Annotated in this window: 26 protein-coding genes; 13 read left to right on the top strand and 13 right to left on the bottom strand. The window is 44.6% G+C overall.

The window, feature by feature from the left end; translation table 11 throughout:
- Window position 1 precedes the first annotated feature (1 nt).
- The 4 genes from QUA36_RS11930 to QUA36_RS11915 all read right to left on the bottom strand — a co-directional run bounded on the left by QUA36_RS11930 (window position 2) and on the right by QUA36_RS11915 (window position 4,501).
- Window positions 2-430: a GNAT family N-acetyltransferase gene (locus QUA36_RS11930; RefSeq protein WP_333457589.1), complete on the bottom strand. Its 429-nt coding sequence runs from the start codon at window positions 428-430 to the stop codon at window positions 2-4.
- Window positions 420-2,030 carry a cyclic peptide export ABC transporter gene (locus QUA36_RS11925; RefSeq protein WP_333457588.1) on the bottom strand — a complete coding sequence of 537 codons (1,611 nt, stop codon included), beginning with the start codon at window positions 2,028-2,030 and terminating at the stop codon, window positions 420-422. The genes QUA36_RS11930 and QUA36_RS11925 overlap by 11 nt, the downstream gene beginning before the upstream one ends.
- A gap of 140 nt (window positions 2,031-2,170) precedes the next feature.
- Window positions 2,171-2,776, bottom strand: a complete 606-nt coding sequence (locus QUA36_RS11920) for a Uma2 family endonuclease (RefSeq protein ID WP_333457586.1) — start codon at window positions 2,774-2,776, stop codon at window positions 2,171-2,173.
- Between the two features lie 153 nt (window positions 2,777-2,929).
- Window positions 2,930-4,501, bottom strand: a complete 1,572-nt coding sequence (locus QUA36_RS11915) for an NAD(P)H-quinone oxidoreductase subunit N (RefSeq protein ID WP_333457636.1) — start codon at window positions 4,499-4,501, stop codon at window positions 2,930-2,932.
- Between the two features lie 265 nt (window positions 4,502-4,766).
- Here QUA36_RS11915 and QUA36_RS11910 point away from each other — a divergent pair, with 265 nt between their 5' ends.
- The 5 genes from QUA36_RS11910 (at window position 4,767) to QUA36_RS11890 (ending at window position 9,343) form a co-directional block, all read left to right on the top strand.
- A complete protein-coding gene (locus tag QUA36_RS11910) occupies window positions 4,767-4,982 on the top strand; it encodes a hypothetical protein (RefSeq protein ID WP_333457584.1) in 216 nt (71 codons plus the stop codon).
- Between the two features lie 35 nt (window positions 4,983-5,017).
- Complete coding sequence (locus QUA36_RS11905; protein ID WP_333457582.1) at window positions 5,018-6,010, top strand: ABC transporter substrate-binding protein; 993 nt, start codon at window positions 5,018-5,020, stop codon at window positions 6,008-6,010.
- Window positions 6,007-6,999 (top strand): ABC transporter substrate-binding protein, encoded by a 993-nt coding sequence (locus tag QUA36_RS11900; RefSeq protein WP_333457580.1) that lies wholly within the window; start codon window positions 6,007-6,009, stop codon window positions 6,997-6,999. Before QUA36_RS11905 ends, QUA36_RS11900 begins: the two co-directional genes overlap by 4 nt.
- The gene (locus tag QUA36_RS11895) at window positions 6,996-9,086 is read left to right on the top strand and encodes a SpoIIE family protein phosphatase (RefSeq protein WP_333457579.1); all 2,091 of its coding nucleotides are present in this window, start codon (window positions 6,996-6,998) and stop codon (window positions 9,084-9,086) included. The genes QUA36_RS11900 and QUA36_RS11895 overlap by 4 nt, the downstream gene beginning before the upstream one ends.
- Window positions 9,087-9,208: 122 nt before the next feature.
- Window positions 9,209-9,343 (top strand): helix-turn-helix domain-containing protein, encoded by a 135-nt coding sequence (locus QUA36_RS11890; RefSeq protein WP_333164821.1) that lies wholly within the window; start codon window positions 9,209-9,211, stop codon window positions 9,341-9,343.
- A 70-nt stretch (window positions 9,344-9,413) separates the two neighbouring features.
- Here the strand turns inward: QUA36_RS11890 and QUA36_RS11885 are convergent, their stop codons facing one another.
- Window positions 9,414-10,427 (bottom strand): poly(ethylene terephthalate) hydrolase family protein, encoded by a 1,014-nt coding sequence (locus QUA36_RS11885; RefSeq protein WP_333457577.1) that lies wholly within the window; start codon window positions 10,425-10,427, stop codon window positions 9,414-9,416.
- 491 nt (window positions 10,428-10,918) lie between these two features.
- Window positions 10,919-11,692, bottom strand: a complete 774-nt coding sequence (locus tag QUA36_RS11880; RefSeq protein ID WP_333457575.1) for a VOC family protein — start codon at window positions 11,690-11,692, stop codon at window positions 10,919-10,921.
- A gap of 389 nt (window positions 11,693-12,081) precedes the next feature.
- Here QUA36_RS11880 and topA point away from each other — a divergent pair, with 389 nt between their 5' ends.
- Together topA and QUA36_RS11870 are read left to right on the top strand one after the other, a co-directional pair.
- Window positions 12,082-14,853: a type I DNA topoisomerase gene (gene topA / locus QUA36_RS11875; RefSeq protein ID WP_333457573.1), complete on the top strand. Its 2,772-nt coding sequence runs from the start codon at window positions 12,082-12,084 to the stop codon at window positions 14,851-14,853.
- 191 nt (window positions 14,854-15,044) lie between these two features.
- Window positions 15,045-15,299 carry a hypothetical protein gene (locus tag QUA36_RS11870; protein ID WP_333457571.1) on the top strand — a complete coding sequence of 85 codons (255 nt, stop codon included), beginning with the start codon at window positions 15,045-15,047 and terminating at the stop codon, window positions 15,297-15,299.
- Between the two features lie 28 nt (window positions 15,300-15,327).
- On the opposite strand, the gene QUA36_RS11865 is transcribed toward QUA36_RS11870, so the two are convergent.
- Window positions 15,328-15,975, bottom strand: coding sequence for an MvaI/BcnI family restriction endonuclease (locus QUA36_RS11865; RefSeq protein WP_333457569.1), 648 nt, complete (start codon window positions 15,973-15,975; stop codon window positions 15,328-15,330).
- A 49-nt stretch (window positions 15,976-16,024) separates the two neighbouring features.
- On the bottom strand, window positions 16,025-16,846 hold the full coding sequence (locus tag QUA36_RS11860; protein ID WP_333457567.1) for a site-specific DNA-methyltransferase: 822 nt from the start codon (window positions 16,844-16,846) through the stop codon (window positions 16,025-16,027).
- 5 nt (window positions 16,847-16,851) lie between these two features.
- Between QUA36_RS11860 and QUA36_RS11855 the strand changes: the two genes are divergently transcribed.
- Window positions 16,852-17,055: a hypothetical protein gene (locus QUA36_RS11855; RefSeq protein WP_333457565.1), complete on the top strand. Its 204-nt coding sequence runs from the start codon at window positions 16,852-16,854 to the stop codon at window positions 17,053-17,055.
- A gap of 261 nt (window positions 17,056-17,316) precedes the next feature.
- On the opposite strand, the gene QUA36_RS11850 is transcribed toward QUA36_RS11855, so the two are convergent.
- Both QUA36_RS11850 and QUA36_RS11845 read right to left on the bottom strand, forming a co-directional pair.
- Window positions 17,317-17,664, bottom strand: coding sequence for a DUF5615 family PIN-like protein (locus QUA36_RS11850; protein WP_333366281.1), 348 nt, complete (start codon window positions 17,662-17,664; stop codon window positions 17,317-17,319).
- Window positions 17,665-17,668: 4 nt separating this feature from the next.
- Entirely contained in the window at window positions 17,669-18,028 is a 360-nt protein-coding gene (locus QUA36_RS11845; RefSeq protein ID WP_333366284.1) for a DUF433 domain-containing protein, read from the bottom strand.
- A gap of 635 nt (window positions 18,029-18,663) precedes the next feature.
- Between QUA36_RS11845 and QUA36_RS11840 the strand changes: the two genes are divergently transcribed.
- Window positions 18,664-18,912: a hypothetical protein gene (locus tag QUA36_RS11840; RefSeq protein WP_333167058.1), complete on the top strand. Its 249-nt coding sequence runs from the start codon at window positions 18,664-18,666 to the stop codon at window positions 18,910-18,912.
- Window positions 18,913-19,133: 221 nt separating this feature from the next.
- Here QUA36_RS11840 and QUA36_RS11835 read toward each other — a convergent pair whose 3' ends face one another.
- Complete coding sequence (locus QUA36_RS11835; RefSeq protein WP_333457563.1) at window positions 19,134-19,373, bottom strand: DUF5615 family PIN-like protein; 240 nt, start codon at window positions 19,371-19,373, stop codon at window positions 19,134-19,136.
- A gap of 1 nt (window position 19,374) precedes the next feature.
- The gene (locus QUA36_RS11830; protein ID WP_333457634.1) at window positions 19,375-19,596 is read right to left on the bottom strand and encodes a DUF433 domain-containing protein; all 222 of its coding nucleotides are present in this window, start codon (window positions 19,594-19,596) and stop codon (window positions 19,375-19,377) included.
- An 859-nt stretch (window positions 19,597-20,455) separates the two neighbouring features.
- Here QUA36_RS11830 and QUA36_RS11825 point away from each other — a divergent pair.
- The 4 genes from QUA36_RS11825 to QUA36_RS11810 all read left to right on the top strand — a co-directional run bounded on the left by QUA36_RS11825 (window position 20,456) and on the right by QUA36_RS11810 (window position 25,505).
- A complete protein-coding gene (locus QUA36_RS11825; RefSeq protein WP_333457562.1) occupies window positions 20,456-22,930 on the top strand; it encodes a phosphoketolase family protein in 2,475 nt (824 codons plus the stop codon).
- Between the two features lie 144 nt (window positions 22,931-23,074).
- Entirely contained in the window at window positions 23,075-24,154 is a 1,080-nt protein-coding gene (locus tag QUA36_RS11820; protein ID WP_333457561.1) for an ATP-binding protein, read from the top strand.
- Window positions 24,147-24,863, top strand: coding sequence for a DUF3226 domain-containing protein (locus QUA36_RS11815; protein ID WP_333457559.1), 717 nt, complete (start codon window positions 24,147-24,149; stop codon window positions 24,861-24,863). The genes QUA36_RS11820 and QUA36_RS11815 overlap by 8 nt, the downstream gene beginning before the upstream one ends.
- A 3-nt stretch (window positions 24,864-24,866) precedes the next feature.
- Window positions 24,867-25,505, top strand: coding sequence for a histidine phosphatase family protein (locus QUA36_RS11810; protein WP_333457558.1), 639 nt, complete (start codon window positions 24,867-24,869; stop codon window positions 25,503-25,505).
- A gap of 45 nt (window positions 25,506-25,550) precedes the next feature.
- On the opposite strand, the gene psaK is transcribed toward QUA36_RS11810, so the two are convergent.
- Entirely contained in the window at window positions 25,551-25,811 is a 261-nt protein-coding gene (gene psaK / locus QUA36_RS11805; protein WP_333167067.1) for a photosystem I reaction center subunit PsaK, read from the bottom strand.
- Window positions 25,812-25,920: the final 109 nt, after the last annotated feature.

Here is a 25,920-nt window from a genome sequence, read left to right as displayed (position 1 = left end):
TTCAGCCTGTTGTGCGCCGCAAAAACTTAAGTTCGCCCATATCATCCGAAAAACCCCAACGCTCGTAAAATGGCATCATGTTCGGCAAACAATTCAGATAAAAATGCTCGACAGCTTGCAGTTCGGGATGAGTTAAAACCGCATCCATCAACTTCGCACCCAGTCCCATCTTTCTGTGTGTCGGCTTGATAATGACATCAAAAATCATGGCTCTGTATACGAAATCGGTGATGACGCGGGTAATGCCAATTAGCCGATCGCTCTCATCGACAAAACCAATCATAACATCAGTCGCAGCCAGCATTTTCACAACATCCTGCCGCGTCCGCTTGTCGCTCCAAAACTCGTTTTTGTACAAATCCATCAAGTCGGAAACCTGGCTTTCGGTCAAAGTTTCGACAATTCGGTAGTTATCCATTTTATCGGTCATACTCTACTTTACCGTAATCTAGTTTAATTGCGCGATCGGCTAAATCAAAATAGCGATCGTCGTGACTAATCACAAACACCGTTTTCCCCCGCCGCTTCAACTCCGGTAGCAACTGCTTGTAAAAAATATCCCGGAAAAACGGATCTTGATCCGAAGCCCATTCATCAAACAAATAAATCGGTCTATCTTCCAAATACGCCGTCAGCAAAGCCAGCCGCTTTCGCTGTCCCTGAGACAAAGCCGTAGTTGACAAAACTCCATCTTTCACCTCAACTTTACTCTCCAAATGAAACTCTCGCAAATATTCAGCCGCCTGCTTGTCCAAATCGTGATTAGTCATCCCCAAAAGCCTTTCAAACAGATAGAAATCCGAAAAAATAGCCGAAAAATGCTGCCTGTACCACTCTCGATTTTCCTCAGTAATTGGCTGACCATCTAGGAGAATTTCTCCCGATTCAGGAATGTACAAACCAGTGATTAACTTAGCTAAAGTAGACTTACCGCTGCCGTTACCGCCAATTATAAACACCAATTGACCCGGATGAAACTTCAAATTAAGCTCGCCCAAAATAAAATTGCTGTCTTCTTTTTCTCCTGGATAGCTGTGAATTACTCGATTTAACTCCAGTGTCTCCCACTCAGCAGTTTGAAACGGTTTAACCGTTGAATTTATCTCAGCTTGACTCGCCAAAGCCAATCCCATTCTCTCTATCTTTTCCACAGAAGTATTAGCTCGAAATATTGCTGGCAACCTTTGCAAAATATTTTGAAACGGAGACATTAAATAGGTACTTGTCAGAATATAAGCTGACAAAACCGGAGTAGAAACTGGCACAAACTTCGGTAAAGCAAACAGCAGCAAACCCATCAGCATAAAAAATAGCAACTGACCCACTCCAATTGCAACTGCACCAGTATTCAAAGCAGTCACGTTATAATCGCGGGAAGCATCAGCACTCACCTGCAATTGTTCCGTAAAAAACTCTTGGCGGCGCAAGGAATGCAGTTTAAGTTCCTTAATTCCATCAGTAATACTGCGAAAATGCTTAAATAATATATCTTGTTCTTCTCTGGCTAAATCGAAAAATTTTCGCATTTTGCTGAGCAACAATTGCACCGTGCCAATCATCAGCACAAGGAAACCAAATACAACAACAAAAACCGTACCCGAAATGGTGCTTAAATAAGTTAAGCAGCCGACAACAACGGCGATATCAACACAGAGAAAAGGAATCAAAAATATAGTATTAGAAAGCGTTCCCACATCATCGGTGAGAGTGGCCAGCAAGCGGTTAGCGCCCAACTCTTCCAAATTCCGCAAAGGAGTAGACAAAATGCCACGGCTCAAACTCAGCCGCAGATTGTAAACAGCTTCTTGAGAGAGATAAATTAACAAAAATTGGGATACAAAGCCACTCAAAAGAGCCAAGATTGCTAATCCCGCAAAATACCAGACTAAATTAGCATTGGAATTGTCGCTGATTGCACGATTAATTAGGGAAATTAACATAGCGCTGCAACCGCCGCTGATTAAGCCTGTGAGTATGGCGATGGAAACATTTAACCAAGAAGCTTTTAATAGTAACCAAATTACATTCATCTAATTTTACTCTTAATTTAAATTTGGAAACTCTGTTGCAAAAAAACCCAATCCCCCACTTCTTGGTAACAATCTCGATTACTACTGAATAAATTTGATTTTGAAGTCGAGCCTCTTGATATTCGCATCCCCCAATAGCATTAATTTTCTTCTTGTACTTCCGTTTCCTGGCTTTCAAATACAACCAGCTCATAAATATCGAGCATCGACATTTGCACTTCCACTGAAGCAAAGGAAACTATTGCTGATTCTGCCTCATATTCCCGAAACAACCATTCATTTGATTCTGTTTTAATATATTGTGCGACTAAAAACTCAGATTGATTGACTAACACATATTCGCGGAATTCAGGGATCGAGCGATAAAACCGAAACTTATCCTCTCGATCGAAATCCTTGGTAGACTTAGAAAGCACTTCCACAATCAGCACAGGATTGAGTATTTCATCTTTCCGTCCCTCTGTGCAAACTAATTCTCCTTCAACTACCATCACATCTGGATAAGTCCCGCGTCGATACCGAGGAATCCACAACCGCAAATCGCTCATAAATGGTCTGGCATTCTTTCCCCGCAAAGCAGATTTTAAGAACGCATAAATATTACCGATTATCTGGCTGTGATTAATACTACCACCACTCATTTGTACAATTTCTCCATCGCGGTATTCATTTCTAAACTCAGCAGTTTCCTCTAAGTCCCGGTACTCATCTGGAGTATAAAACTTTTTCTTACTTTGTACTAACATTGTTGCCTCTGTACTAACTTTTATCTGCATTTATCTGCGTTTATCTGCCTACATCTGCGGTCAAAAATCATAATTAACAGTATATCACAACAAAAAAGAAACGCCCAACTTCAAAGAGTCAGGCGTTTTCCACTATGTCAAAACCAGGAAAAATTAATCCCGGCGAGACACCAAATTAGATTCAATTTTCGCAGCTACAACAGGTTGCACATGACTCAAGGCCGACTGCAACATGGGAGTTTTGGTAATAGCATCATTAGCCAAATTAAACAAAGGGTTTGACAAAATTCCCGCCAATGTAGTCGCCACCAAAGTGAGTACAACGCTGACTTGCAAAGGCCGCATTCCCTGAAGGTTCCAGCGAATTTCGGGATAATTTTTTACCGCGTCTGACATTTCTTGAGGTTCTTTTACTACCATCATCTTGACAACGCGGATGTAGTAGTAAATCGAAACTACGCTGGTAATTAATCCCAGAATAACTAAGCCGTAAAGTCCTGCTTGCCAGCCGGCCCAGAACAGATAGATTTTGCCGAAAAATCCAGCTAGGGGCGGAATTCCACCGAGAGAAAGCAGGCAAATACTTAAGGCTAAAGTTAACAGCGGGTCTTTTTGGTACAAACCTGAGTATTCGCTAATTTGGTCGGTTCCAGTCCGCAGCGAGAACAGGATGATGCAGGCGAAAGCACCCAAATTCATAAACAGGTAAACCAACAGATAAAATATCATGCTGGAGTAACCGGCTTCTGTTCCTGCAATCAAACCCAGCATCACAAAACCGGCTTGGGCGATCGACGAATAAGCCAAAAGCCGCTTCATGCTTGTCTGGGCGAGGGCAACCACATTTCCCAACACCATGCTGAGAATGGCTAAGGCCGTGAACACGAACTGCCACTGTTCGATAAGTGCGGGGAAAGCAGTTGTTAACAAGCGGATTGCTAGGGCAAAACCTGCTGCTTTGGAACCGACAGAAAGAAAGGCAACAACGGGTGTAGGAGAACCTTCGTAAACGTCAGGAGTCCATTGGTGGAAGGGAACCGCAGAGATTTTGAAGGCGATGCCGGCGATCGCAAAAACCAAAGCAATCACCAAACCGAGAGATTGACCTTCATTCACAGTAGAAAGGTTAGCCGCGATCGCACTCAGCTTAGTTTCGCCGCCCGACAAGCCGTACAGCAGCGACAGCCCGTAGAGAAACACCGCCGAAGAAGACGACCCAATTAACAAATATTTCAAAGCAGCTTCATTGGAACGGGGGTCGCGTTTTGTGTAACCCGTCAGCAAATAAGACGAGATACTCAGAGTTTCCAACGAAATAAAAATCATCACCAATTCATCAGCGCCGCTGAGGAACATTCCCCCCAAAGTAGCGGTTAGCAAAATGCCGATAAATTCCGCTAAAGCAGTACCCGTTTGCAGTACATAGCGGACGGATATCAAAATAGTGACAGCCGTACTCAAAGCGATAATTCCGCGAAACACTAAACTCAAGGCATCGCTGTTAAAACCGCCCAGAAACGAGATGGTATCCGTGTTATCCCACTGCAAACACAAGGCAGCGACGGCGGCCAGCAAACCCGCAACGGCAACGTAGGGAGTCCAAGCCGAGGAACTGCGGCCTACGATTAAATCGCCGACGAGAACCACCAAGAGGGTGATGATGACAATTCCCTCTGGCAAGATAGTTCCAGCATTTAGCTGGGCAGCAAGAGTAGCAAAATCCATATTTTCAGGCAGGTTGGGTAGTACAAGCCGCAAAGGCTGTAATGGGCTGTGAACTTGTAAAAATTCTTTACCAAACACAGATTGTAGCGGATTACAGCTTCGCGATCCCAGTTGGACAGATGTTTGTTGCCGGAGAGTTGATACTCGGTAGCGGTTTTGCATAGATTTGCGGGCATTGTAGAGATTGCTGACTGATGTCACCTCCGACGAGAGTCGCGATCGACCATAACTGGCACAATGTAGAAAGTTAAACCAGTAATTCGGCATGACTGACTCGCTAAGTGCCTACAAACGGCAGATTCTCAATGACTTCAACAACCGCCCCGACTACGAGAATGAATGTCACAAACAGGCTGCAACTCGGTTAGTAGAGTTGGCAAAAGTGCGATCGGGCAAGCTTGTTATAGATATAACCACCGGAACAGGTTTAGTGGCGATTGCGGAGGATGCACTTAGGTCGATCGGACTCAAGAAAATATGAGTCCCCTTTTCTACACCAGGAATGCTTTACATAGTATGTCTAAACTACTCAATTACATCTGTATATTTATTATTATCGGCTGCCTGCTGTTTGCTTGTCATTCCCCGGAATCCCTAAAAGTAAAACGCCCTCCCCTGAAAGTATCTTGTGTACCTTTTGTTGGCTATACACCTCTCATCATTGCTCAAGAGAAAGGATTTTTCAAAGCGCAAGGGGTAGACGTGGAGCTCAGCTATGTAGACTACTCACAATTCCAAGACGCGGATTTCAGTGCAGGGAAGTATGATGGGATCGGATTGACTTTGGGCGATTTTATAATCTTGAGTGCCACAAATCCTGATATCCAAGCTGTGATGGTTTTGGATGAATCGACAGGTGCAGATGTGGTAGTCGCGCAATCGGATATTAAAACAATCCCTAGCTTGAAAGGAAAAAAGCTTGGTACACATCTAGGCAGCTTTAGCGAAGTTTTCGTTACTGAGATGTTGAAAACCTCTCAACTGACGAGCGATGATGTTAGGCTGGTTAAAGTCGAGGCTTTAGAAGTTCCCAATCGCTTACAAAACAATTCTATCCAAGCAGGACATACTTGGGAACCGCATCTTTCTGAAGCATTAAAATTAGGGGCGCATATCCTGTTTACAAGCAAACAAACCCCAGGCTTAATTGTGGATTTGATCGCGTTTCGGGGTGAGGTGATACGCGATCGCCCCGAAGATATTCGCGCCTTTGTGCGAGGCTGGCTTCAAGGCTTGTCATATTGGGAAGCCAATATTCCCGAAGGAAACCAGATCGCGAGCAAAGCGTTCAATATTCCCAGCAAGACAATCTCTTTCGACGGAATAAATCTTACTGACTTTGCAGAAAATCAAAAATTCTTTCAATCAGACAGTCCTAATTATATCTACAAAACAGCCAAGAAATATGCGGACTTTTTTATTCGCGCTGGCAATGTGACGCGCCTTCCCAATCTAGAAAATTTGTTCAATTCTTCTTTCTTAGCCCCCCCTCCTCGTCTGAAACCATGAAGCGATACTTTTTCAACAGCATCTTTATTATTATTACCTGCTGGCTGCTGTTTGCTTGTCATTCTCCGGAATCTCTAAAAGTTAAACGTCCTCCCCTGAAAGTAAGTTTTATCTCTTTTGTTGGTCATAGACCTGGCATCATTGCTCAAGAGAAAGGATTCTTCAAAGCGCAAGGGATAGACGTGGAACTCAGCTATGTAGACTACTTACAATTGCAACAAGCAGATTTCAGTGCAGGGAAGTATGATGGGATCGGATTAACCCTGGGAGATTTTATGATCTTGAGTGCCACAAATCCCGATATCCAAGCTGTGATGGTTGTGGATGAATCGACAGGTGCAGATGTGGTAGTCGCGCAATCAAACATTAAAACAATTCTTAACTTGAAAGGAAAAAAGCTGGGTGCAAATCTAGGCGGATTTAGCGAAGTCTTCGTTACTGAGATGTTGAAAATCTCTAAGCTGACGAGCGATGATGTTAGGCTGGTTAAAGTTGATGGTTTAGAAGTTCCCCAGCGCTTACAAAACAATGCTATCCAAGCAGGGCACACTTGGGAACCGCATCTTTCTGAAGCATTACAATTAGGGGCAAAAATTTTGTTTACAAGCAAACAAACCCCAGGCTTAATTTTGGATTTGATCGCGTTTCGGGGTGAGGCGATACGCGATCGCCCCGAAGATATTCGCGCCTTTGTGCGAGGCTGGCTTCAAGCCTTGTCTTATTGGGAAGCAAACATTCCCGAAGGAAACGCGATCGTGAGCAAAGCGTTGAATATTCCCAGCAATACAATATCTTTCGAGGGAATAGACCTCACTGACTTTGCAGAAAATCAAAAGTTCTTTCAATCAGACAGTCCTAATTATATCTACAAAACCGCCAAGAAATATGCGGACTTTTTTATTCGCGCTGGCAATGTGACGCGCCTTCCCAATCTAGAAACCTTGTTCAATTCTTCTTTCTTAACACCCCCTCCTAGTCTGAAACCATGAAGCGAGCCTTTTCCAACAGCATTCGTACAAAGTTAATCGTGTCGTTTCTCGTCGTTGCTCTGATTCCCTTGTTGCTGTTAGCATTTATCAACAAAGAGACAACTGAAAAGGCATTGACCGACAACGCACGACAAGCCCTATCTGCGGCGGCTACCGAAACCGCTCACAGAATAGATGGGTTTATCGATGCGAATCTCAATGCCGTGCGCGTAGAAGCGATTTTACCAGGTTTGGCTGCCTATCTGGGCCTACCTCCAGAACAGCGAAATGGTAGCCCCCAAGAGATGTTAGCGACTGAAACCTTAACCAGGCTCAGTCGCAAAGATATGCTTAATATTATCTCCTATGCCTTGCTCAACTTAAAGGGACGGAATGTACTCGATACGAATACACCGGATGTTGGACGAGATGAATCCGGTCAAGATTACTTCCAAGAACCGCTCAAAACTCAACTATCTTTTGTTTCTAGTATTAGGCAATCGCCGACAATTCCCAACCTCGTTACGCTCTTCTTTAGCAGTCCTGTTCGCGATGCGAAGGGAAATATATTGGGTGTATTGCGGGTTACATACAATGCCACATCTGTCCAGCAGTTGGTGACTCGCGAAACTGAACACGCAGGTGCAAAATCCTTAGCAGTTCTTTTAGATGAACACTATATCCATTTGGCACATAGCACTAAACCTGAACTCCTTTTCAAATCAATTGTGCCTTTGTCACCCAATGTTGTAGCGAAACTGCAACGCGAAGGGCGTTTGCCTAAAACTCTAACGAAAGAACTTGCAATCAATTTGCCCGACCTCAAGCAAGCATTAGACACTAAACAGCCCTATTTAACCACACGATTGGCAGCTACGGGTAATAATGAGTTGAGCCTCTTAGCGATCGCCCGCCTGAAATATAAACCTTGGTCAGTCCTTTTTGCACAGCCCATTGCCGTTGCCCTAGCACCTGTAGAAAAACAAATACGTGATGCACTTCTTTTATTAGCAATCATCGCCACAATTGTAACTATCATCGCTTTTGCGATCGCACAACTATTAACAAAGCCTGTGATTTACCTCACCCAAGCAGTTGCCCAGTTTACGGCGGGTAACTTAGATATGCGTGTGAAGATGCGATCGCGAGACGAAATCGGTCTGCTGGCACGATCCTTCAACAGCATGGCGAGGCAAATCCAAGAATCCTTTGAAACCCTCGAAGACAAAGTTAAAGAACGAACAGCAGAACTCGCTAGTGCTAATCAGGAAATCATTACCCTCAACGAAAAACTCAAAGTAGACAACCTCCGCTTAGGTGCAGAAGTGAATGTGGCCCGTCAGATCCAGCAAATGATTTTGCCCAACCCTGATGAACTGGAAATTGACGGACTAGATATCGCCGGATACATGGAACCCGCCGATGAAGTAGGAGGCGACTACTACGACGTGCTACAGATCGATGGTGTGGTCACGCTGGCTATAGGTGATGTCACCGGACATGGCTTGGAAAGCGGCATTCTGATGCTGATGGCGCAAACCTCAGTTCGCACTCTGCAAGAGATCCGTGGACTAGACCCGGTTCGATTCCTGGATGTACTCAACCGTACCCTCTACAAAAACGTACAGCGTATGAATTCTGAGAAAAGTCTGACGCTGGCGATTTTGAGCTACTCCGAAGGACTGATTAGCATCAGCGGTCAGCATGAAGAAACGCTAGTTGTGCGAAAAAATGGAGAAGTTGAGCGCATCGACACGATGGATTTAGGTTTCCCGATCGCTTTAGATGATGATATCGCAGGCTTCATCAGTCACATCCTGATTGAGCTAGAACCTGGAGATGGCGTGGTGCTATATACTGATGGCATTCCAGAAGCCTATAACATCCGCAAAAAGCAGTATGGACTTAAGCAACTGTGTGAAGTGATTAGTCAAAATTGGTACAAGTCTGCAGCAGAAGTTAAGGATGCGGTGATTGTAGATGTACGGCAACATATCGGTAAGCAGAAAGTGTTTGATGATATTACGTTGCTAGTCTTTAAGCGGCAGGCTGACGTTACTGAAAATGGAGATTTAGTTAATAATATCATTTCCCAACAAGTATGCTAAAAAGAAGCTTAGACTTTGAGAAATACTTGATGAAAGTAAACTACCAACAAAGAATTGATTTAACAGCAGACGAGTTAAAAATAATTCTGTCCGAGTAGCGAACTCTACCTAATAAACAAAAAATACAGGCACTTTATTGCTTAAAAACTGGATCGAGTCAAAGCCTTACAGATGTAGCTGAACCTTTAGGTGTACATAGAATTACTGTACATAGATGGTTAAAACAATATAGTGCCGGCGGTCTGTCAGATAAGTGATGCCCAATAATAAAAATGTAGGCACACTATCTATTAGCCTTAATCTATCTTACGTTTTTTTTAAGTGGAGCTACTTAGAAGATGGTTTGGGAACTGCAACGGTGGTAACACGGACATTCGGATCGAGGGCGTCACCTTGAGAGTAAATATAATCAAATGCCGATCGATCTTTAAGCATATGTGCCCGCAAAAACAGGGCGCTCCAACGGGCGATCGTTTCAATACCCACGGCTCGCTCTAAGGTAGCAGTATTGCGATCGGGCATTGCACCAGCGGGGTTATTAACATTGGTGATGCTAAAGTGATTTGCACCCATAACAGTAATCAAAGCTTTGGGTGGTGTTTGAATTTGGTCAAAGGTGCTTTGAGCTCGATCGGGCAGGGCGACACCATCGATAGATCCTTGAATCAACGCCACTGCAATGCCATCATTAGCAATGGCGACAAATTCATTTGAAATCGGATTGCGTAAGTTAGCTCCAAAAAATGCACCTGCTAATAGTTCTTTCGGGCGCGTAAATGGCTCTTGACACAAATACAATTCTGGGAGACATTTGTTAGCAATCACCGATAACCCCACTGCACCACCAAAAGAATGACCCAATAAACCAAGGCGCTGCGTATCGATAACAGACGCGATCGGAGATGTGGGCTTTGTGTTTTCGATCGCCATTTGAGACAAAACCGCTGCAATTTGCGAAGTTTCCGACGCCAAATTAGGCGGTGAAGTGGGATTGAAGGGCGAAGGGCGCAAATGGTTCGGAACGACTACCACAAAGCCGTACCGCGCCACATGACTAGCGTAATCTGAATAAAATGATTTATCTACAAGCACACCTTGCAATAACAGTACAATGGGGAAAGAGTAATTACCCGAATTAAGATCAGATGGTTTAGGATAATAAATGTCAGCTAAATCGTTATTACCAGATATTATCGTACTGTAAAAGCTAGTTTCTTTAAAAGGCGGTGCATAATCGATTGTTGTGGCAAAGACTTTGCTAGCAAGGACAACAAACGCAGCAATTGCACAAACAATTGCTAGGGTTTTTGCGGAAAAAAAATCAGGGTTTAAATTCATCATTATTTTGGGTTTGAGAGTGCGTGCATAAGCTACTGAAAAAAAGCAAGTCGGCGACGGTTGGTAATTTATTTAAGGAGCGTTGCCGGGAAAGATTTCGGACTCTGTGACTAAGAGTATCAACTTGCCATTAATGGAAGTTTTTGTAAAAATTGCAAATAAACTGACTCATAAATAAACACGATTCCCGATTTTAGACCCTTTTTGACTACTTTTATTTTAGCGTGGCTTATAACCCGACCAAATCTTCTTTATAAAAACGTTTTTTAGAGTGGTGAATCGGAATTTCGGTGCAGGGTGGTTTCATTCTCAGGAAAATCATGGTTTTATATGGGTAGTGCTACCCCTACTCCCCGTGCCTACCCCCCACCGACGAGCGAAGGGCCGTTTCAGGCATCGGGGCAACCACGGGGGGTTTGCCCCGAAGCGAGAATGAAACAGCCCTGGATGTTAAATGGGTTCTATAGAACTCCTTGTTAACTGGCGGCTTGAGATTACCAACTGATAATAAGCGGCAATCCTGGCCGAAAATCTACCTGTTGTCCCTGCACTTCTCCATCAAAACCAAGCTCCACAAAATACTCGGTTCCTATCCGTAACTTTAGCTGATTTGTCTCAAGCACTGCTTGAAGTTCAGGTGACGGATTATTGGCAGCAGGACTGACTAATTCTACACGAGTAATTTCGCGGAAACCAACACTATGATCCAAAGGCTGTGACTTATCAGCAGAGTATTGATCGGGACGTTTACCAAAGGAAATTTGGAAAAGCATGGGCTCAGTCAAAACATCAATATTTGTTCCTACTGCGATACTCATCGTTTCAGGTAAATAAGGTGGACGATATGCCCAACTAGAAAATGCAACTGTGTCCTCAGAACCTTTGGCGGGACGCAAACAGATGCCAAATGGACACGCACCATTATTCCGATTTGTCGATCGCTCCCAAAGACGAGTCAAATGAATTCGCTCCGACTTCGCCTCTTCTGGATCGTGAATCCATAACAATTCCAACATTGCGTTATGGAAAAAGAAACAGCGATTGGCTGTACCTTGTCCGCGATGAATGCGAGATCCACCCTCAACTAAACCGAATGAGGATAAACGATTAGCTTCCGAAGCACCAATATCAGTAAGGATGAAAAAATGGTCGAATTCAAATCTCATAGCATTGTTGATAGAATTGAGCGATCGCTCAATTAATTTTAATCCTCTGTGATTGCTTTTTTTGCGATCGCCACGCTGATGCTGCACAGCGTACTGTACCAAATTCCAAAACCTCTACTCAGTAAATCTTTCCCAATCTAAAATCTAAAATCTAAAATCTAAAATCGCGCAATCGATCGCCCCAGCCTTCAAGTTACAACCAGATTGAGGAACCATCCGCCCGCATCCCGCAGTCTCAACATCCAGTTAGCGACAATTCTGCTAAAGTCAGGTCATCCAAGGAGTGCATCTTGTAGAGACGCGATTCGCAGCCTCTGCCCCCAAAGCAGTAAAATCCCATCAGCTTGTCACCTGCCACCCGATCGGCAGTAAGTTAAAAATTAAGGTAGTTTGAAAATAATCGCCCAAAGTTGAAAGAAGCCTTGACATCTGACCTACACTCTGTAATTTAGACCCTCTAGCTGCGCTGCCATCCATATTTAAAAGATGCCATGTCAACCTTAGTCATCGTCGAATCTCCCACAAAAGCCCGTACCATCCGCAACTTCCTGCCCTCCACCTACCGTGTAGAGGCATCGATGGGCCATGTCCGCGACCTACCATCCTCCGCCGAAGAAATACCAGAAGCCGTTAAAGGAGAAAAATGGGCGCAACTCGGCGTAAACGTGGAGGCAGACTTTGAACCCCTCTACGTCATCCCGAAAGATAAAAAGAAAATTGTTAAAGAACTCAAAGACGCCCTCAAAGACGCCACAGAACTGATTCTAGCCACTGACGAAGACCGGGAAGGCGAAAGCATTTCTTGGCATTTGCTGCAAATCCTCAAACCCAAAGTGCCCATCAAGCGGATGGTGTTTCACGAAATCACCCGCGAAGCAATCCGCGATGCTTTGACTCACTGCCGCGATATCGACAATCGAGTTGTACAAGCCCAAGAAACTCGCCGAATTCTCGACAGACTCGTCGGTTACACACTCTCTCCGCTACTGTGGAAAAAAATCGCTTGGGGTTTGTCCGCCGGTAGAGTCCAGTCAGTCGCTGTACGCCTTTTGGTGCGCCGAGAACGGGAACGCCGCGCTTTCCGCCAAGGTAGTTACTGGGATTTAAAAGCCCTTTTGGAAAAGGGCAAGATTTCTTTTGATGCCAAACTCGTGACTGTCGGCAATGTAAAAGTTGCAAATGGCAGCGATTTTGATGAAAATACCGGGCAAATTATTGCAGGCCGCCGTGTACTTTTGCTGAACGAAGAACAGGCGCGGGCTTTACTTTCACGCATTCAAAACAAACCTTGGACTGTCGGGAATATTGAAGAACGGCCAGTCACCCGCAAACCTTCGCCGCCGTTTACGACCTCGACTTTGCAGCAGGAAGCTAACCGCAAACTGAGGCTGGGTGCGCGGGAAACCATGCGAATTGCCCAAAGTCTCTACGAACGCGGTTTTATCACCTATATGCGGACGGATTCGGTACATTTGTCCGAACAGGCGATCACAGCGGCGCGCAGTTGCGTGCAAGAACTTTACGGCAGCGAATACCTCAGCCCCCAACCGCGCAAATACACGACGAAAAGCAAAGGCGCCCAGGAAGCCCACGAAGCTATCCGTCCAGCAGGCAGCACTTTTCGGACTCCGCAGCAAACGGGATTGGATGGGATTGATTTCCGCCTCTATGATTTGATTTGGAAGCGGACAGTCGCTTCTCAAATGGCCGATTCCCGCCAAACTCACGTCACTGTATTAACTCAGGTAGAAGATGCCGGTTTCCGTTCCAGCGGCAAACGCATTGATTTTCCAGGCTTTTTGCGGGCCTACGTGGAAGGTTCCGACGATCCGAATGCGGCGTTGGAAGACCAAGAGGTGATTTTGCCGGCGCTGAAGGTGGGGGATAAACCTAATTGTAAGGATTTAGAGGCAGTTGGCCACGAAACTCAACCTCCCGCCCGCTACACGGAAGCTTCTCTGGTGAAAATGCTGGAAAGCGAAGGTGTGGGCCGTCCGAGTACCTACGCGAGTATTATCGGTACAATTGTCGATCGGGGATATGCCAAATTAATAGCTAATGCCCTAATTCCGACATTCACCGCTTTCGCCGTCACCACTTTATTGGAAACACATTTTCCTGATTTAGTAGACACCGGTTTTACTTCCCGAATGGAACAAACCCTCGATGAAATTGCCACCGGCGAGGCGAAATGGCTGCCGTATTTGCAAAAGTTTTATACAGGGGAAACCGGACTCGCAACCCAAGTTAAAGAACAGGAAAGCCAGATTGATGCGAAAGTTGCCCGAACTGTGGTGTTGGAGAATCTCACCGCCAAAGTTTGCATCGGCAAATTCGGCGCATATCTGGAATCTGAAAGCGAAGAAGGCGTCGTAAAAGCATCGATTCCCCAAGATTTGACGCCGGCAGATTTAGATCCGGAACAAGTGGAGTTTCTGTTAAAGCAAAAAACCGAAGGCCCGGAAAAATTGGGTCTTCACCCGGAAACCGGGGAACCGATTTATGTGCTGATTGGCAGTTATGGGCCATACGTTCAGTTAGGGGAAGTTTCGGAAACGAACAAGAAACCGAAGCGGGCTTCTTTACCGAAGGGGACGGATAAGGATAGCGTGACGCTGGATATGGCGGTGAGTTTGTTGACTTTACCTCGGTTGTTGGGCACTCACCCGGAGACGGGGGCGAAGGTGCAAGCTAATTTGGGGATGTACGGGCCTTATGTGGTGCATGACCAGGGTAAGGTGGGGAAAGATTATCGATCGATCAAGCCGCCGGATGATGTTTTGACGATCGAGCTCGATCGGGCTTTAGAGTTATTATCGCAGCCGAAAGCCGCCCGCGGCAGCAGCAAAACAGCTAAACCTTTGAAGGAATTGGGCGCGCATCCAGAATCGGGAGAACTTATCAATGTTTACGACGGCCGTTATGGGCCCTACGTCAAACACGGCGATATCAATGCTTCTTTGGCTAAGGATGAATCTGTGGAGAATTTCACCTTACAAAAAGCACTGGATTTGTTAGCAGCGAAGGAAGCAGCGGGAGGCGGTAAATCTAGCAGCAAGTCGAAGAAGTCAACCAAGACTGCGGCGGCGAAATCGGAAACTGCGGCGAAGAAAACAACTACTGCGAAGAAAACCACTGCGGCGAAGTCAGAAACTGCTGCGAAGAAAACCACTGCGGCGAAGTCAGAAACTGCCGCGAAGAAAACCACTGCTAAAAAGACGGCGACTGCGACAACAGCCAAGAAAACAACTAAGTCAAGTTAGCAGGATTTACGCACTGTACGGTCAGAAACCGGGTTTTTTGCAATAATTTGTTTTAGCAGACAGATACGGTAAAAAACCCGGTTTCTTCGATCGCGCCGTGCGTAAGTAGGTCGGCTCTTTCTAAAGGAATCCTTTGGTTCTCATGATATAATCAAAACTATCCATGTAGTAATTGGAGTAATTGAATCGCCATGATAGCTGAACTTATGGTACAACCTTCCTACTGGATCGATCGTGAGATTTCGATTCAGAAAGTCAGAAATCTTTACTTATTCAAATTTACCGAAAACCTGCAAACTAGATTAGAAGAACTAGCCGACAGAAAAAAGGCTAATCTTTTAACTTCAGAAGAGGTTGTAGAATTAGCAAGCTTACTAGAACTTGATCGGATTTTTACCTTAATTAACGCTAAAGTTATAGCAGCCTCATGTCAGTTAGACACTTAATTAATTAGCAGTGCCAATCAGAAATATGTTAAGGCTTGATAGGCAGTGGAACAGAATACCCCTCTCCTAAGATATGTGCGACAAAGCTAGTTCGAGCGTAGAAAGCACGAGAGGTGCTGCCATGCCCTGGCCCTTTAGTTCTTGGCTGCACAAGTTTGCCCATTTTTCCAGTAAGGTTTGAAAATCCTTGAGTTATAATCGTTTCTCGAACAAGGTTGTAGTCTGCTTTCACTTGCTCGTAGATTTGAGGATTATCAAGATCGAAGGAAGCCACTGAATGCACAAGAGAACGATTATCTGCTTGGCTCTCAAATACCCGTGCAACAACAACCATTTTCTGTAGTTTGTTGAAGAGATGGCTTTCCTCAAATTCTTTACTTGCGACTTCTACTGGATCTATCATCGTGATTGCCATCGTTTCTTTGACTTTGAGTTCCCCTGTTCGTTTAGGTATTAGTGGAACCAGCTTTAGCTCCCAACTACCAAAATTAGGCGATCGAGATGAGTTAAGGGCTAATCCCAAATAGCGTTCAATTGTATGCCCAGCCCAACCCTTGTTTTTATTGTCTTTATTACCTACTTTGCTCCAAACCGTTACACGATGACGATCTGCTAGTTGTCGAAGATCTTGACCTACTAATGTAGTGAGTCTTTTAATTGCCTCTACTCTTTCCATAGATAACCTTACTTAAATGGCAGTGGTAACTCTACTTGACGGGGATTAATTAAACCGAAGTTATTCCCGGCCGGGTACTTCCGGTTAAACGTTTAATCGAGAGTTCAACATGACCAGCATCTGCTTCACAACCAATAAATTTCCGCCCTAATGATAAAGCTGCAACTCCCGTTGTGGAGGAACCAGAAAAAGGATCAAAAACTAGATCGTCTGGGTTTGTGCTTGCTCGAAGGCAACGCGCAACAAGGTCAATAGGTTTTTGTGTCGGATGCTTACCATAGAGTTTTTCATCTTTGCCAGGAGTAGACATTCGCCAGACATTCTTCATCTGTTTGTCGCCATTCTCAGCCTTCATTTCCTCATAATTGAATGTGTAACGTTCTTTTCCTTTACGTGCTTTGGTTGCCCACAGGATTAGTTCTGTTGAATGAGTGAAACAGCGGCACCCCAGATTTGGAGGTGGAGCAGGTTTTTCCCAAATAATATCATTGAGAATACGAAAGCCAAGCTGCTGCATAGCAAATCCGACTGATGGATACACATGGAGAGTACCCGTTACCCAGATGGTACCAGTTGGTTTAAGAAGCCGATAACAAGCAGCCAACCATGCTTTGTTAAATTCATGGTCTAGCTCAACACCTTGACTGCGATCCCATTCCCCCTTGTTTACCTTGACCATACGACCAGCGACGCAGGTAATACCATCATTGGAAAGGTTGTAAGGCGGATCGGTCCAGATGCAGTCTACGCTTTCAGCAGGCAGCAAAGCCATGAGTTCCAAAGTATCGCCGTGATAAAGGTGAGACAGTCCATCATGCGATCGCCAAACTAGCTCCGGCTTTAGCTGTTCAAGTTGTACTTGTGAAGTCATAAGGCTTGTTTACTACTCGGTTGATAGTCGAAAAGCACAATCTAGATTTTAGATTGGAGTTGAAAGCTTATCACAAATTTCGATCGCCCAAGGTCGATCGCCCAAACCCCATATCCCTCACCTCGCGCTGGTCTAAAATCTCCTGGGCCGCAACAAAGGCGATATGTGCGATCGACTTTCACGACAAAACTGCGGCAATCCAGAACTAGAAAGCGTACTATACCGCAAATCGCCCACACTGGAAAATTTTAATACTTTGCTTGAGTAAAACTTGACACAGATCCAAACCATGAATTATATTAGACCTATGGATGCAGCAGACATGATTTAATCATGACATCCCGTTACCCACGAGGGTCTAGGAATTCCGGTAAAGACGTTCTGAATACCAAAATTTATATTTTGGCGAAGGCTCCTTAAGGAGCCTTTGTTATTTTAGGGCTTCGGTAATTCCTTATTATTGAATTCAATTAAGATATGGACGGCGGCCCTGAGCGATAGACACGAATCACTTTTTTCGTCAATGTCTCAGCAGTAGATATTGCATCATTAATATTAGCAGTCAGTCTAGCAATATCGTCATCTCGCGTGCAGGCAATAATACCACAGTGGTCAGGTTGCAGCTTGTGCAGTTGAAAGAAATCCCGTCGGTTGACGGTCAAAACAGCCCGATTTTCAATGATGGCAAATGCTAATACATCCTCATCAGGTAGTCCAGCATTTCCTGCTTCTTGAACAGTCAGGACATCATGCCCCAAAGACCGCAGGTTTTGCACGACTTGCCGAGGAAATTGTTCGTCTGCGTAGAGACACGCCATAGGTTTATTTGATATTTTCAGGTGTATCTAACATTTCGTCCGCCTCATCTTGCAGTCTAATTGCTTCCTCAATTTCGTCAGGATAAGCTTCAGCATAAGCCCAAACATTTACCAAATCAGCAGCACTGAGATGGGGATAGCAGTCTAGGATAAAAGCATCGGTAGCGCCGTCATTGTGATAGCTGGCGAGCAACCAAACGGGAATGCGAGTTTCGTGAATACAAGCATCACCGCCCATCACGCCGGGAGTTTTTGTAATCGGGCGGCCGCTGTTTTTCAGGCTTTGGGTTAAGATGCTGATTGCCTCAGCTTTCTCGGTTGGCGTTAATGCCAAAAGTTGTGTTTCTAATTCTTTGATTGTCATGGAAATTTTAGGATTTATGAATTATGTAGCTATTTGCTATTATAGTGCGCTCGCCCGAATCAGTTGACTCTAGATTGCAATCGAGGGAGCGTGAAAATTTTGATAATTTTTTTGATTATAGCTTGCTTGACAAAGCACAAAATATAGCGGTTCTCAAAAAAGTGAGGTATGCCCACGGAGGCCACGGAGGCCTATGCCCATGAGTACCTCATATGAGAGATCGAAAGGCTATATGTAGTGTTTTGGGGCTAGATAATCATGTGTTTATACCAGTTCCAAATTAAGGCTGACTTATAAAATATTAGCCAAGCTGGCAAAAGTTGGTTTGTACTTCCGTCCTTAAAATTCTCTTCGGTTCTCTTCCTTTGTCTCATAAACGTCTGCGCGGTTCGATCGCCCTTATTCTTTTTGAGACATCTCAACTCAAACGCTTGTCAGGGCTCGCTTTTGGGCTTACTTGTCACCCGTCAGCAAAATCATCCTATTTACTTATTGACAATTGCTCTTCTCTCTTGAATTGTCAGGGAACGAACATATAAGGTTAAAAATTGTATCATAAGCAACAGAAAGTACCGAATGCTTTATGTAGTGCTCTACAATGGAGAAAAGAAACAAGATTAAGAGGCGCGATCGCTATGGGTATCAATGAAAACTTAGACTGGGAAGAAGCATTTGAGTACCGAGCGGGCTTAACAGTGGAGTTGAAGTCCCAGCCAGGTGTTTTCGATACGATCGCTTACTATGAAGTGATGATGGTACCGCCCATCTGGTTAGAAAATGACCCCCGTCCCCGCTATCCTCACGAACTGCGAGTCGTTTCCCAGCAGCCAACTGTGTCCAATGTTTGCCGGATTTCAGAGAGTCCTGTTTTAGTCGCCTCCTAAGTTTTTTCAGCCGGAAATATCGGCGATGGCATCTAGCCAGCAATCAAACCGATGCAGTGATTTTCAGATTGAGATTGCTTGAGTTTACTTTGTAGCGATCGCTTAAGATATAGATTGCGCCGAGAGTGCGATCGACTCAAATCACTTGACCTGTTAATGTTTCAAGTGAGGAAATAGCCTGATTAATGTTACCAGCCCTTCTTGTTACATCATCCTCTCCCCTACAGACAATGTATTCCAGCATGATCAGACTGTAAGCTGTGCCGTCTGATAAAATAACGGCGATTTTGATTTAAAACAGCTCGATTTTCACTGACTGTAAAAGCTAACACTTCTTCGTCCGGATTTTTTGGGTTATCCTTTCCGGCTGCTTGCACTGTCAGAATATTGTGAATCATAGGGCGCAGCAATTCTACAACCACTCTGGGAAATAGTCCGTAAGTATGAACACGCGCCATCATCTTAATCCTCGTGATTCTCGCGGGTATCTATTTCAATTTCATCTGAAAAAGCCGTCGCATAAGCCCAGGCATTAGCTAAATCAGTACCAGTTACTGTGGGATACTTATCTAAGAGTTTGGATTCGTTGATACCCAAGCGGCGAAAACTCACCAGCATTAAAACACGAAGGCGACGATTTTTCATACAAGACTCACCGCCACAGACACCGAGAGTTTTGCTAATTCATTGTTAGGTGTTAGCTAAGTTTTGGGTTAATAATTAGATAATTTGAGCTGGATTTTTTGGCGTTAAGGCTAGGAGTTGTGCTTCTAATTCTTTGATTGTCATAGCACCTATTTGATTGAAAAATTCTGTAGGTATTTGCTATTATACGCAATTCCTTTCTCTCTGCTCTGTTCCTCTGCGCCCTCTGCGCCTCTGCGGTTCATAAAAAAAAAGCCCGTTCACAAATTCAATAGCATTGCTATATATTTTTAACTTCTTGATAAATCTGTAAATTATAAAAATTGCTCACACTTTTATCCTGAGTTTAAACGAACATAAAAAACTTTAACAAAAAAGGAGTCAGGCCATTTTAGATTTTAGATTTTAGATTTTAGATTGGGAATGACTGAGGACATAAAACTTTGGATTTTGCCTACAGTTGCATTTTTTTTGAATAACTGGTATCAGCCATCTGCAGGCACAAAGTAAAATCAAGTTCAGGTATAAATCATTATGGCTTCTACCTTGAGAAGTATATTTTTCGGGACTTGCACAACAGCTCCTACCACTCGCAACATATACTAAGGATCAGTGGGAAGTGTACACCCTACAAAAAATTTTGTGTAAATCCTATTTTATATTGCTGAATTCCTTGATCCCCGTAATTGGTCGCATTTATTCGAGCAGAACTGTGCGATGTTTAGCCATAAATTAACATTGATTTAAACTTTTATGGAGACATAAACGAGCTAGAATTCAATAGTTGGTGTAGAAGACATGGAGTTTAAATACAAAATGTCACAGATAACAAATTAATATCGATCGCACTTCTTGATCGCACTTTACAAAACAACCACAACTTAGGAGTCAATCGCTGATGATGCTAGGAACAACCGAGATCCCGCAATTAAAGCCGCTTTCCGACTCAGAACTACACAAAATGAACGCCTACTGGCGGGCGGCAAACTACCTATCCGTCGGACAAATCTATCTCCTCGACAACCCCCTACTCAAAGAACCCCTCAAAATCGAACACGTCAAACCGAGACTCCTCGGACATTGGGGCACCACTCCAGGCCTCAACTTCATCTACGTTCACCTCAACCGCATCATCAAAGCCCAAGACCTCAACACCATCTACATCGCAGGCCCTGGACACGGCGGGCCGGGCTTGGTCGCCAACACCTATCTCGAAGGCACTTATACCGAATATTACTCGAACATTTCCCAAGATGAAGAGGGTATCCAGCGGCTGTTCAAACAATTCTCCTTTCCCGGCGGTATCCCCAGCCACGTCGCCCCGGAAACCCCCGGTTCGATTCACGAAGGCGGCGAACTCGGCTACGCCCTCGTCCACGCTTACGGGGCGGCCTTCGACAATCCCGATTTGATTGTGGCGGCCGTTGTCGGTGACGGGGAAGCCGAAACCGGCCCGCTGGCTGCTAGCTGGCACTCTAACAAGTTTCTCAACCCGGTTCGCGACGGGGCCGTGTTGCCGATTCTGCACTTGAACGGCTACAAAATTGCCAATCCAACGCTGTTGGCCCGTATTCCGCGCGAGGAATTGGAAAGTTTGATGGTCGGTTACGGCTACAAACCTTATTGGGTGGAAGGTTCAGACCCGGAAACGATGCACCAGTTGATGGCTGCAACTCTCGATACCGCGATCGGCGAAATTAAGGCGATTCAGGAAAAAGCCCGGACGGAGGGCTATTCGGGCCGTCCCCAGTGGCCGATGATTGTGATGAAAACTCCCAAAGGCTGGACGGGGCCCAAGGAAGTTGACGGTAAGAAAACTGAGGATTATTGGCGATCGCACCAAGTCCCACTTTCGGAAATGGCTTCTAAGCCGGGACACGTCCAACTCCTCGAAGATTGGATGAAAAGCTATAAGCCGGAAGAACTCTTCGACGAAAAGGGCAAGTTAATTCCCGAATTGGCCGAACTCGCGCCCAAGGGATCTCGACGGATGGGGGCAAATCCCCACGCTAACGGCGGCCTGCTGCTGCGAGACTTGAAAATGCCGGAATTTGAAGACTTTGCCGTTGACGTGCAAAAACCGGGCACTGTAATGGCAGAAGCAACCCGCGTTTGCGGCCGCTTCCTGCGAGAGGTGATGAAACTGAATCAGGAAAACGCCAATTTCCGCATTGTCGGGCCTGACGAGACGGCCTCAAACCGCCTCGATCCGGTGTTTGAAGTGACGAACCGGGTGTGGGCGGGCGAAATTTTGCCCGAAGACGACCACATCTCCCCCGACGGCCGGGTGATGGAAGTCCTCAGTGAACATCTATGTCAGGGATGGCTGGAAGGCTATTTGCTGACGGGACGCCACGGCTTTTTCTCTTGCTACGAGGCGTTTATTCACATCATCGATTCGATGTTCAACCAACACGCTAAGTGGTTGAAAACTACTAACGATATTCCTTGGCGCCGACCGATCGCCTCTCTCAACTACCTGCTAACTTCTCACGTTTGGCGACAAGACCACAACGGTTTTTCTCACCAAGATCCGGGTTTTATCGACCACGTAATTAACAAGAAAGCGGAAGTGGTGCGGATTTATTTGCCGCCGGATGCGAATACTTTGCTGTCTGTAACGGATCACTGTCTCCGCAGTCGCCACTATGTCAACGTGATTATTGCAGGGAAGCAGCCGGCATTACAGTATTTGGATATGGATTCTGCGATTAAACACTGTACCGCAGGCATCGGTATTTGGGAGTGGGCCAGCAATGATAAAGGTGGCGAACCGGATGTGGTGATGGCTTGCGCGGGTGATGTTCCGACGCTGGAAACTTTGGCTGCTGTTGACATTCTCCGCCGAGATTATCCGGATTTAAAAGTGCGGGTGGTTAATGTGGTGGATTTGATGACTCTTCAGCCTTCGACAGAACATCCCCACGGTTTGTCTGATAAGGATTTTGATAGTTTGTTCACGAAAGATAAGCCGGTGATTTTTGCTTTTCACGGCTATCCTTGGCTGATTCACCGATTGGCTTACCGCCGCACGAATCACTCGAATATTCACGTTCGGGGTTACAAGGAAGAGGGTACGACTACGACGCCTTTTGATATGGTGGTGGTTAATGACCTCGATCGATTCCATTTAGTTGGAGATGTACTCGATCGCGTTCCGAAACTGAGTTCTGTAGCAGCTTACGGCAAACAAGCTATCCGTGACAAGCTGATCGAGCACACGCAGTATATCACTGAGCACGGCGATGATATGCCGGAAATCCGTGACTGGAAGTGGCCACACGCGGGCCCGGTTTCGCCGGAAGCGCCGAAGGAAACGAAAGATCCGACGGCGACACCAGATCAAACTGTGCGATCGGGTGCACCGGGCTAGGTGCGATCGCTTCTTTTCATCTGCGTGAATCCGCGTTAATCTATTGTCATCTGCGGTTAACAAATTCTCTTTTTTTAACCGCAGATGAGGGCAGATTAACACAGATTAACGCAGATGATTTAGATTAATTCAACAGGAGCGGTAATGCTGAAAGAAATAGAAATCCAAAATTTTAGGTGTTTTGAGCAAATCAAAATTTCGGGGTTTGAAAGAGTCAATTTAATCGGCGGTAAAAATAATGCCGGCAAGACAGCCTTGCTAGAAGCACTTTTACTGACTGTGGCTCCACAATCTAGAACTCTAACAATGCTAAGAGATTTTAGAAACGAGTCGTCAAAAAGCTTACCAGCTATGCCTAATAGAGGATGGAATACATTATTTTGTGTACCAGAAGAAAATAAATTTATAGTAATTTTTAGAAAAGAGGATAATAATAACCCCTATCAACTAGAAATATCGCTCAATAGCTCCGTGAATCTAAATCAGGTTTTGACTGGTGAAGGTGCAGAAAAAATAATAGATTATTTGTCGAGGGACGACTCACGTTTCTCTGGACTAACTATTAAGTTAACAAGAAACGGACAGGAACTTGCTACGTCCTCTTCTATAGCTGGTTCCCCGGGTCCAATAATTGCTAATAGCATTTCTACTACTGAGGGATTACCAATCATTCCATCCTTTCTCAGAATTTCAGGAAAAGAACTCACAGAAGCATACGATCGAGCGCGTTTGGATGACAAAGATAGCGAAGTTTTGAAAGCTTTTCAAACTATTGACCCTACGATCGAATCAGTAGAAAGTTTTTCAATTGGCGAACCCACACTTTACTTAAGAAGAAAGGGCGAAAAGCGTTTGCCTTTATCATTGTTTGGAGATGCCATGAACCGAGTTGCACAAATTATTCTTAAGCTGGTAAACAGCGAACACAAAATACTGCTAATTGATGAAATAGAGAATGGCATTCACTATACAAACCAGCAGAATTTTTGGAGAGTGTTATTTCGGTTGGCGGTTGAACTAGATACGCAGATTTTTGCTACAACTCACAGTTTAGAGATGCTGCAAGCATTTGCTTATGTTGGCTTAGAACTCAATCAGAAATGCAGCAGCGCATATTTTGAACTAGCCAAGAAACCGAAAACAGATCAAATAATCGGCATCCGGCGCGATTTAGAAACCTTGAATTACGCACTAGAACATAAAAAAGGAGTGAGAGGTGAGTAATATTATCATAGTAGAAAGTAAAAATGATGAAGCTTTTATGAAGGCAATGATTGAGGTTCTTAACTGCGACATACACGTAGAGGAACCTATTTGTATAGAGAATTATGAAAGTTTGAAAGGGTTGAGTGAAGAACAGTTAAAAAATACTTTAAACGAGTTAAAAGCCCAGATGCAAAAAAATGATGATATAGAAAAGATTGGGATTATTATTGATATTGACAACTATTCCGAGCCAGAGCGGTTAGAATGGGTAAATAAATGTATACAACAGGTGTTTAAATCTAATAAAACATTGTCAAGCACTAAACAATTTATCGATATTTGTGGAGATAATGGAACAAAGGCACAATTGGCTTGTTACTTTACCAATTTTGAAGGTAAAGGCGAACTGGAAACGCTTTTAAAGGGAATAAAGGCTAGAGAATCTCCTCATGCTGATTGTTTGGATAGTTGGAAAACTTGCATAGAAAGCAAGGGAAAGAAAATCAAGCAGAAAGATTTTGATAAATTCTGGGTTAACACCTATCTGAGGTTTGATACTTGCTCAAAGCAGGAGCAGAAACAAGCAGGAGGGAAATGCAGTATGTCTGGGTTTGATTATGTTATGAAACACAAAAAAGATATTTGGGATTGGGATAATCCTGCTCTCGATGATTTGAAGGAGTTTTTACACTCTTTTGCTAACATAGTAAAATTCACACACAATTAACTCATGAGCTTAAAAATCTACTTTGTACGACACGGTGAAACGACTTACAGCAAGACTGGCGGTTTCTGCGGCCATATCGATCCAGAATTAACGCCCGTAGGTTCTCAAATGGCAGAACAATTTGCCGCCACTTACGCAAAATTGCCTTGGGATGCTGTTTATGTCAGTCCGATGAAACGCACAATTGCCACTGCAAAACCTTTGTGCGATGCTGTGGGAATTGAAATGCAGCTTCGCGACGGACTGAGGGAGATTAATTACGGTAAGTGGGAGGGCAAAACAGTAGAAGCGGTCAAAAAAGAATACGAAGAAGATTATATTAATTGGCTGACTGAACCTGCTTGGAATGCACCGAATGGCGGCGAGACTTCCGTGGAAATTGCTAGCCGATCGTCGTTAGTTATCGCAGAAATTCAGGAAAAGTACAAGAGCGGTAATGTTTTGGTTGTCTCGCACAAGGCGACTATTAGAATTATTCTGTGCAGTTTGTTGGGGATTGATTTGGGACGTTATCGCTATCGCATTGCCGCTTTAGCAGCTTCTGTCAGTATTGTCAAGTTTGATGTTCGTGGCCCGTTGCTGGAGGTTTTGGGCGATCGATCGTACATGGATGAAACTCTGCGGAATTTACCCGGTACTTGAAATTACGGGTAGGGTGCGCGCACTGCCTACCCTGAGTGTCTGAAACTAAATCGCGCCTATGTAAGACAATCCTAAAATAGTACCTGCTCCCAAAATATGACCAAAGGCCATAGTTCCCACAACTGCACCCAAACTCAAACCGCCGAACATACTGGATGAGGGCATTGCTGGGCCTGTGTGAGGCTTTTGGATGGTTGATTTGCCGATCGCAATAGCTAAAATATTGCAAAGAATCATAATCAAACCGATCGTGGGGCTCCACTCTACGGTTCTGGCGACAGTGGCAAGTAAAATTGGTGTAAACATCGATCGGCTCCTTAAACTTTAGTAAATGAAAATCTGCATAGAAGATATATCAAAAGAATGCAACTGTTAGCTACACATTGCATTAAGAGTTAATTTTTCGACATATTTC

Source organism: Microcoleus sp. Pol10D4 (genome assembly GCF_036701555.1).
GTDB lineage: Bacteria > Cyanobacteriota > Cyanobacteriia > Cyanobacteriales > Microcoleaceae > Microcoleus.
Note: the sequence above shows the minus strand (reverse complement) of the source record. Positions and strands in the feature narration are given on the sequence as shown.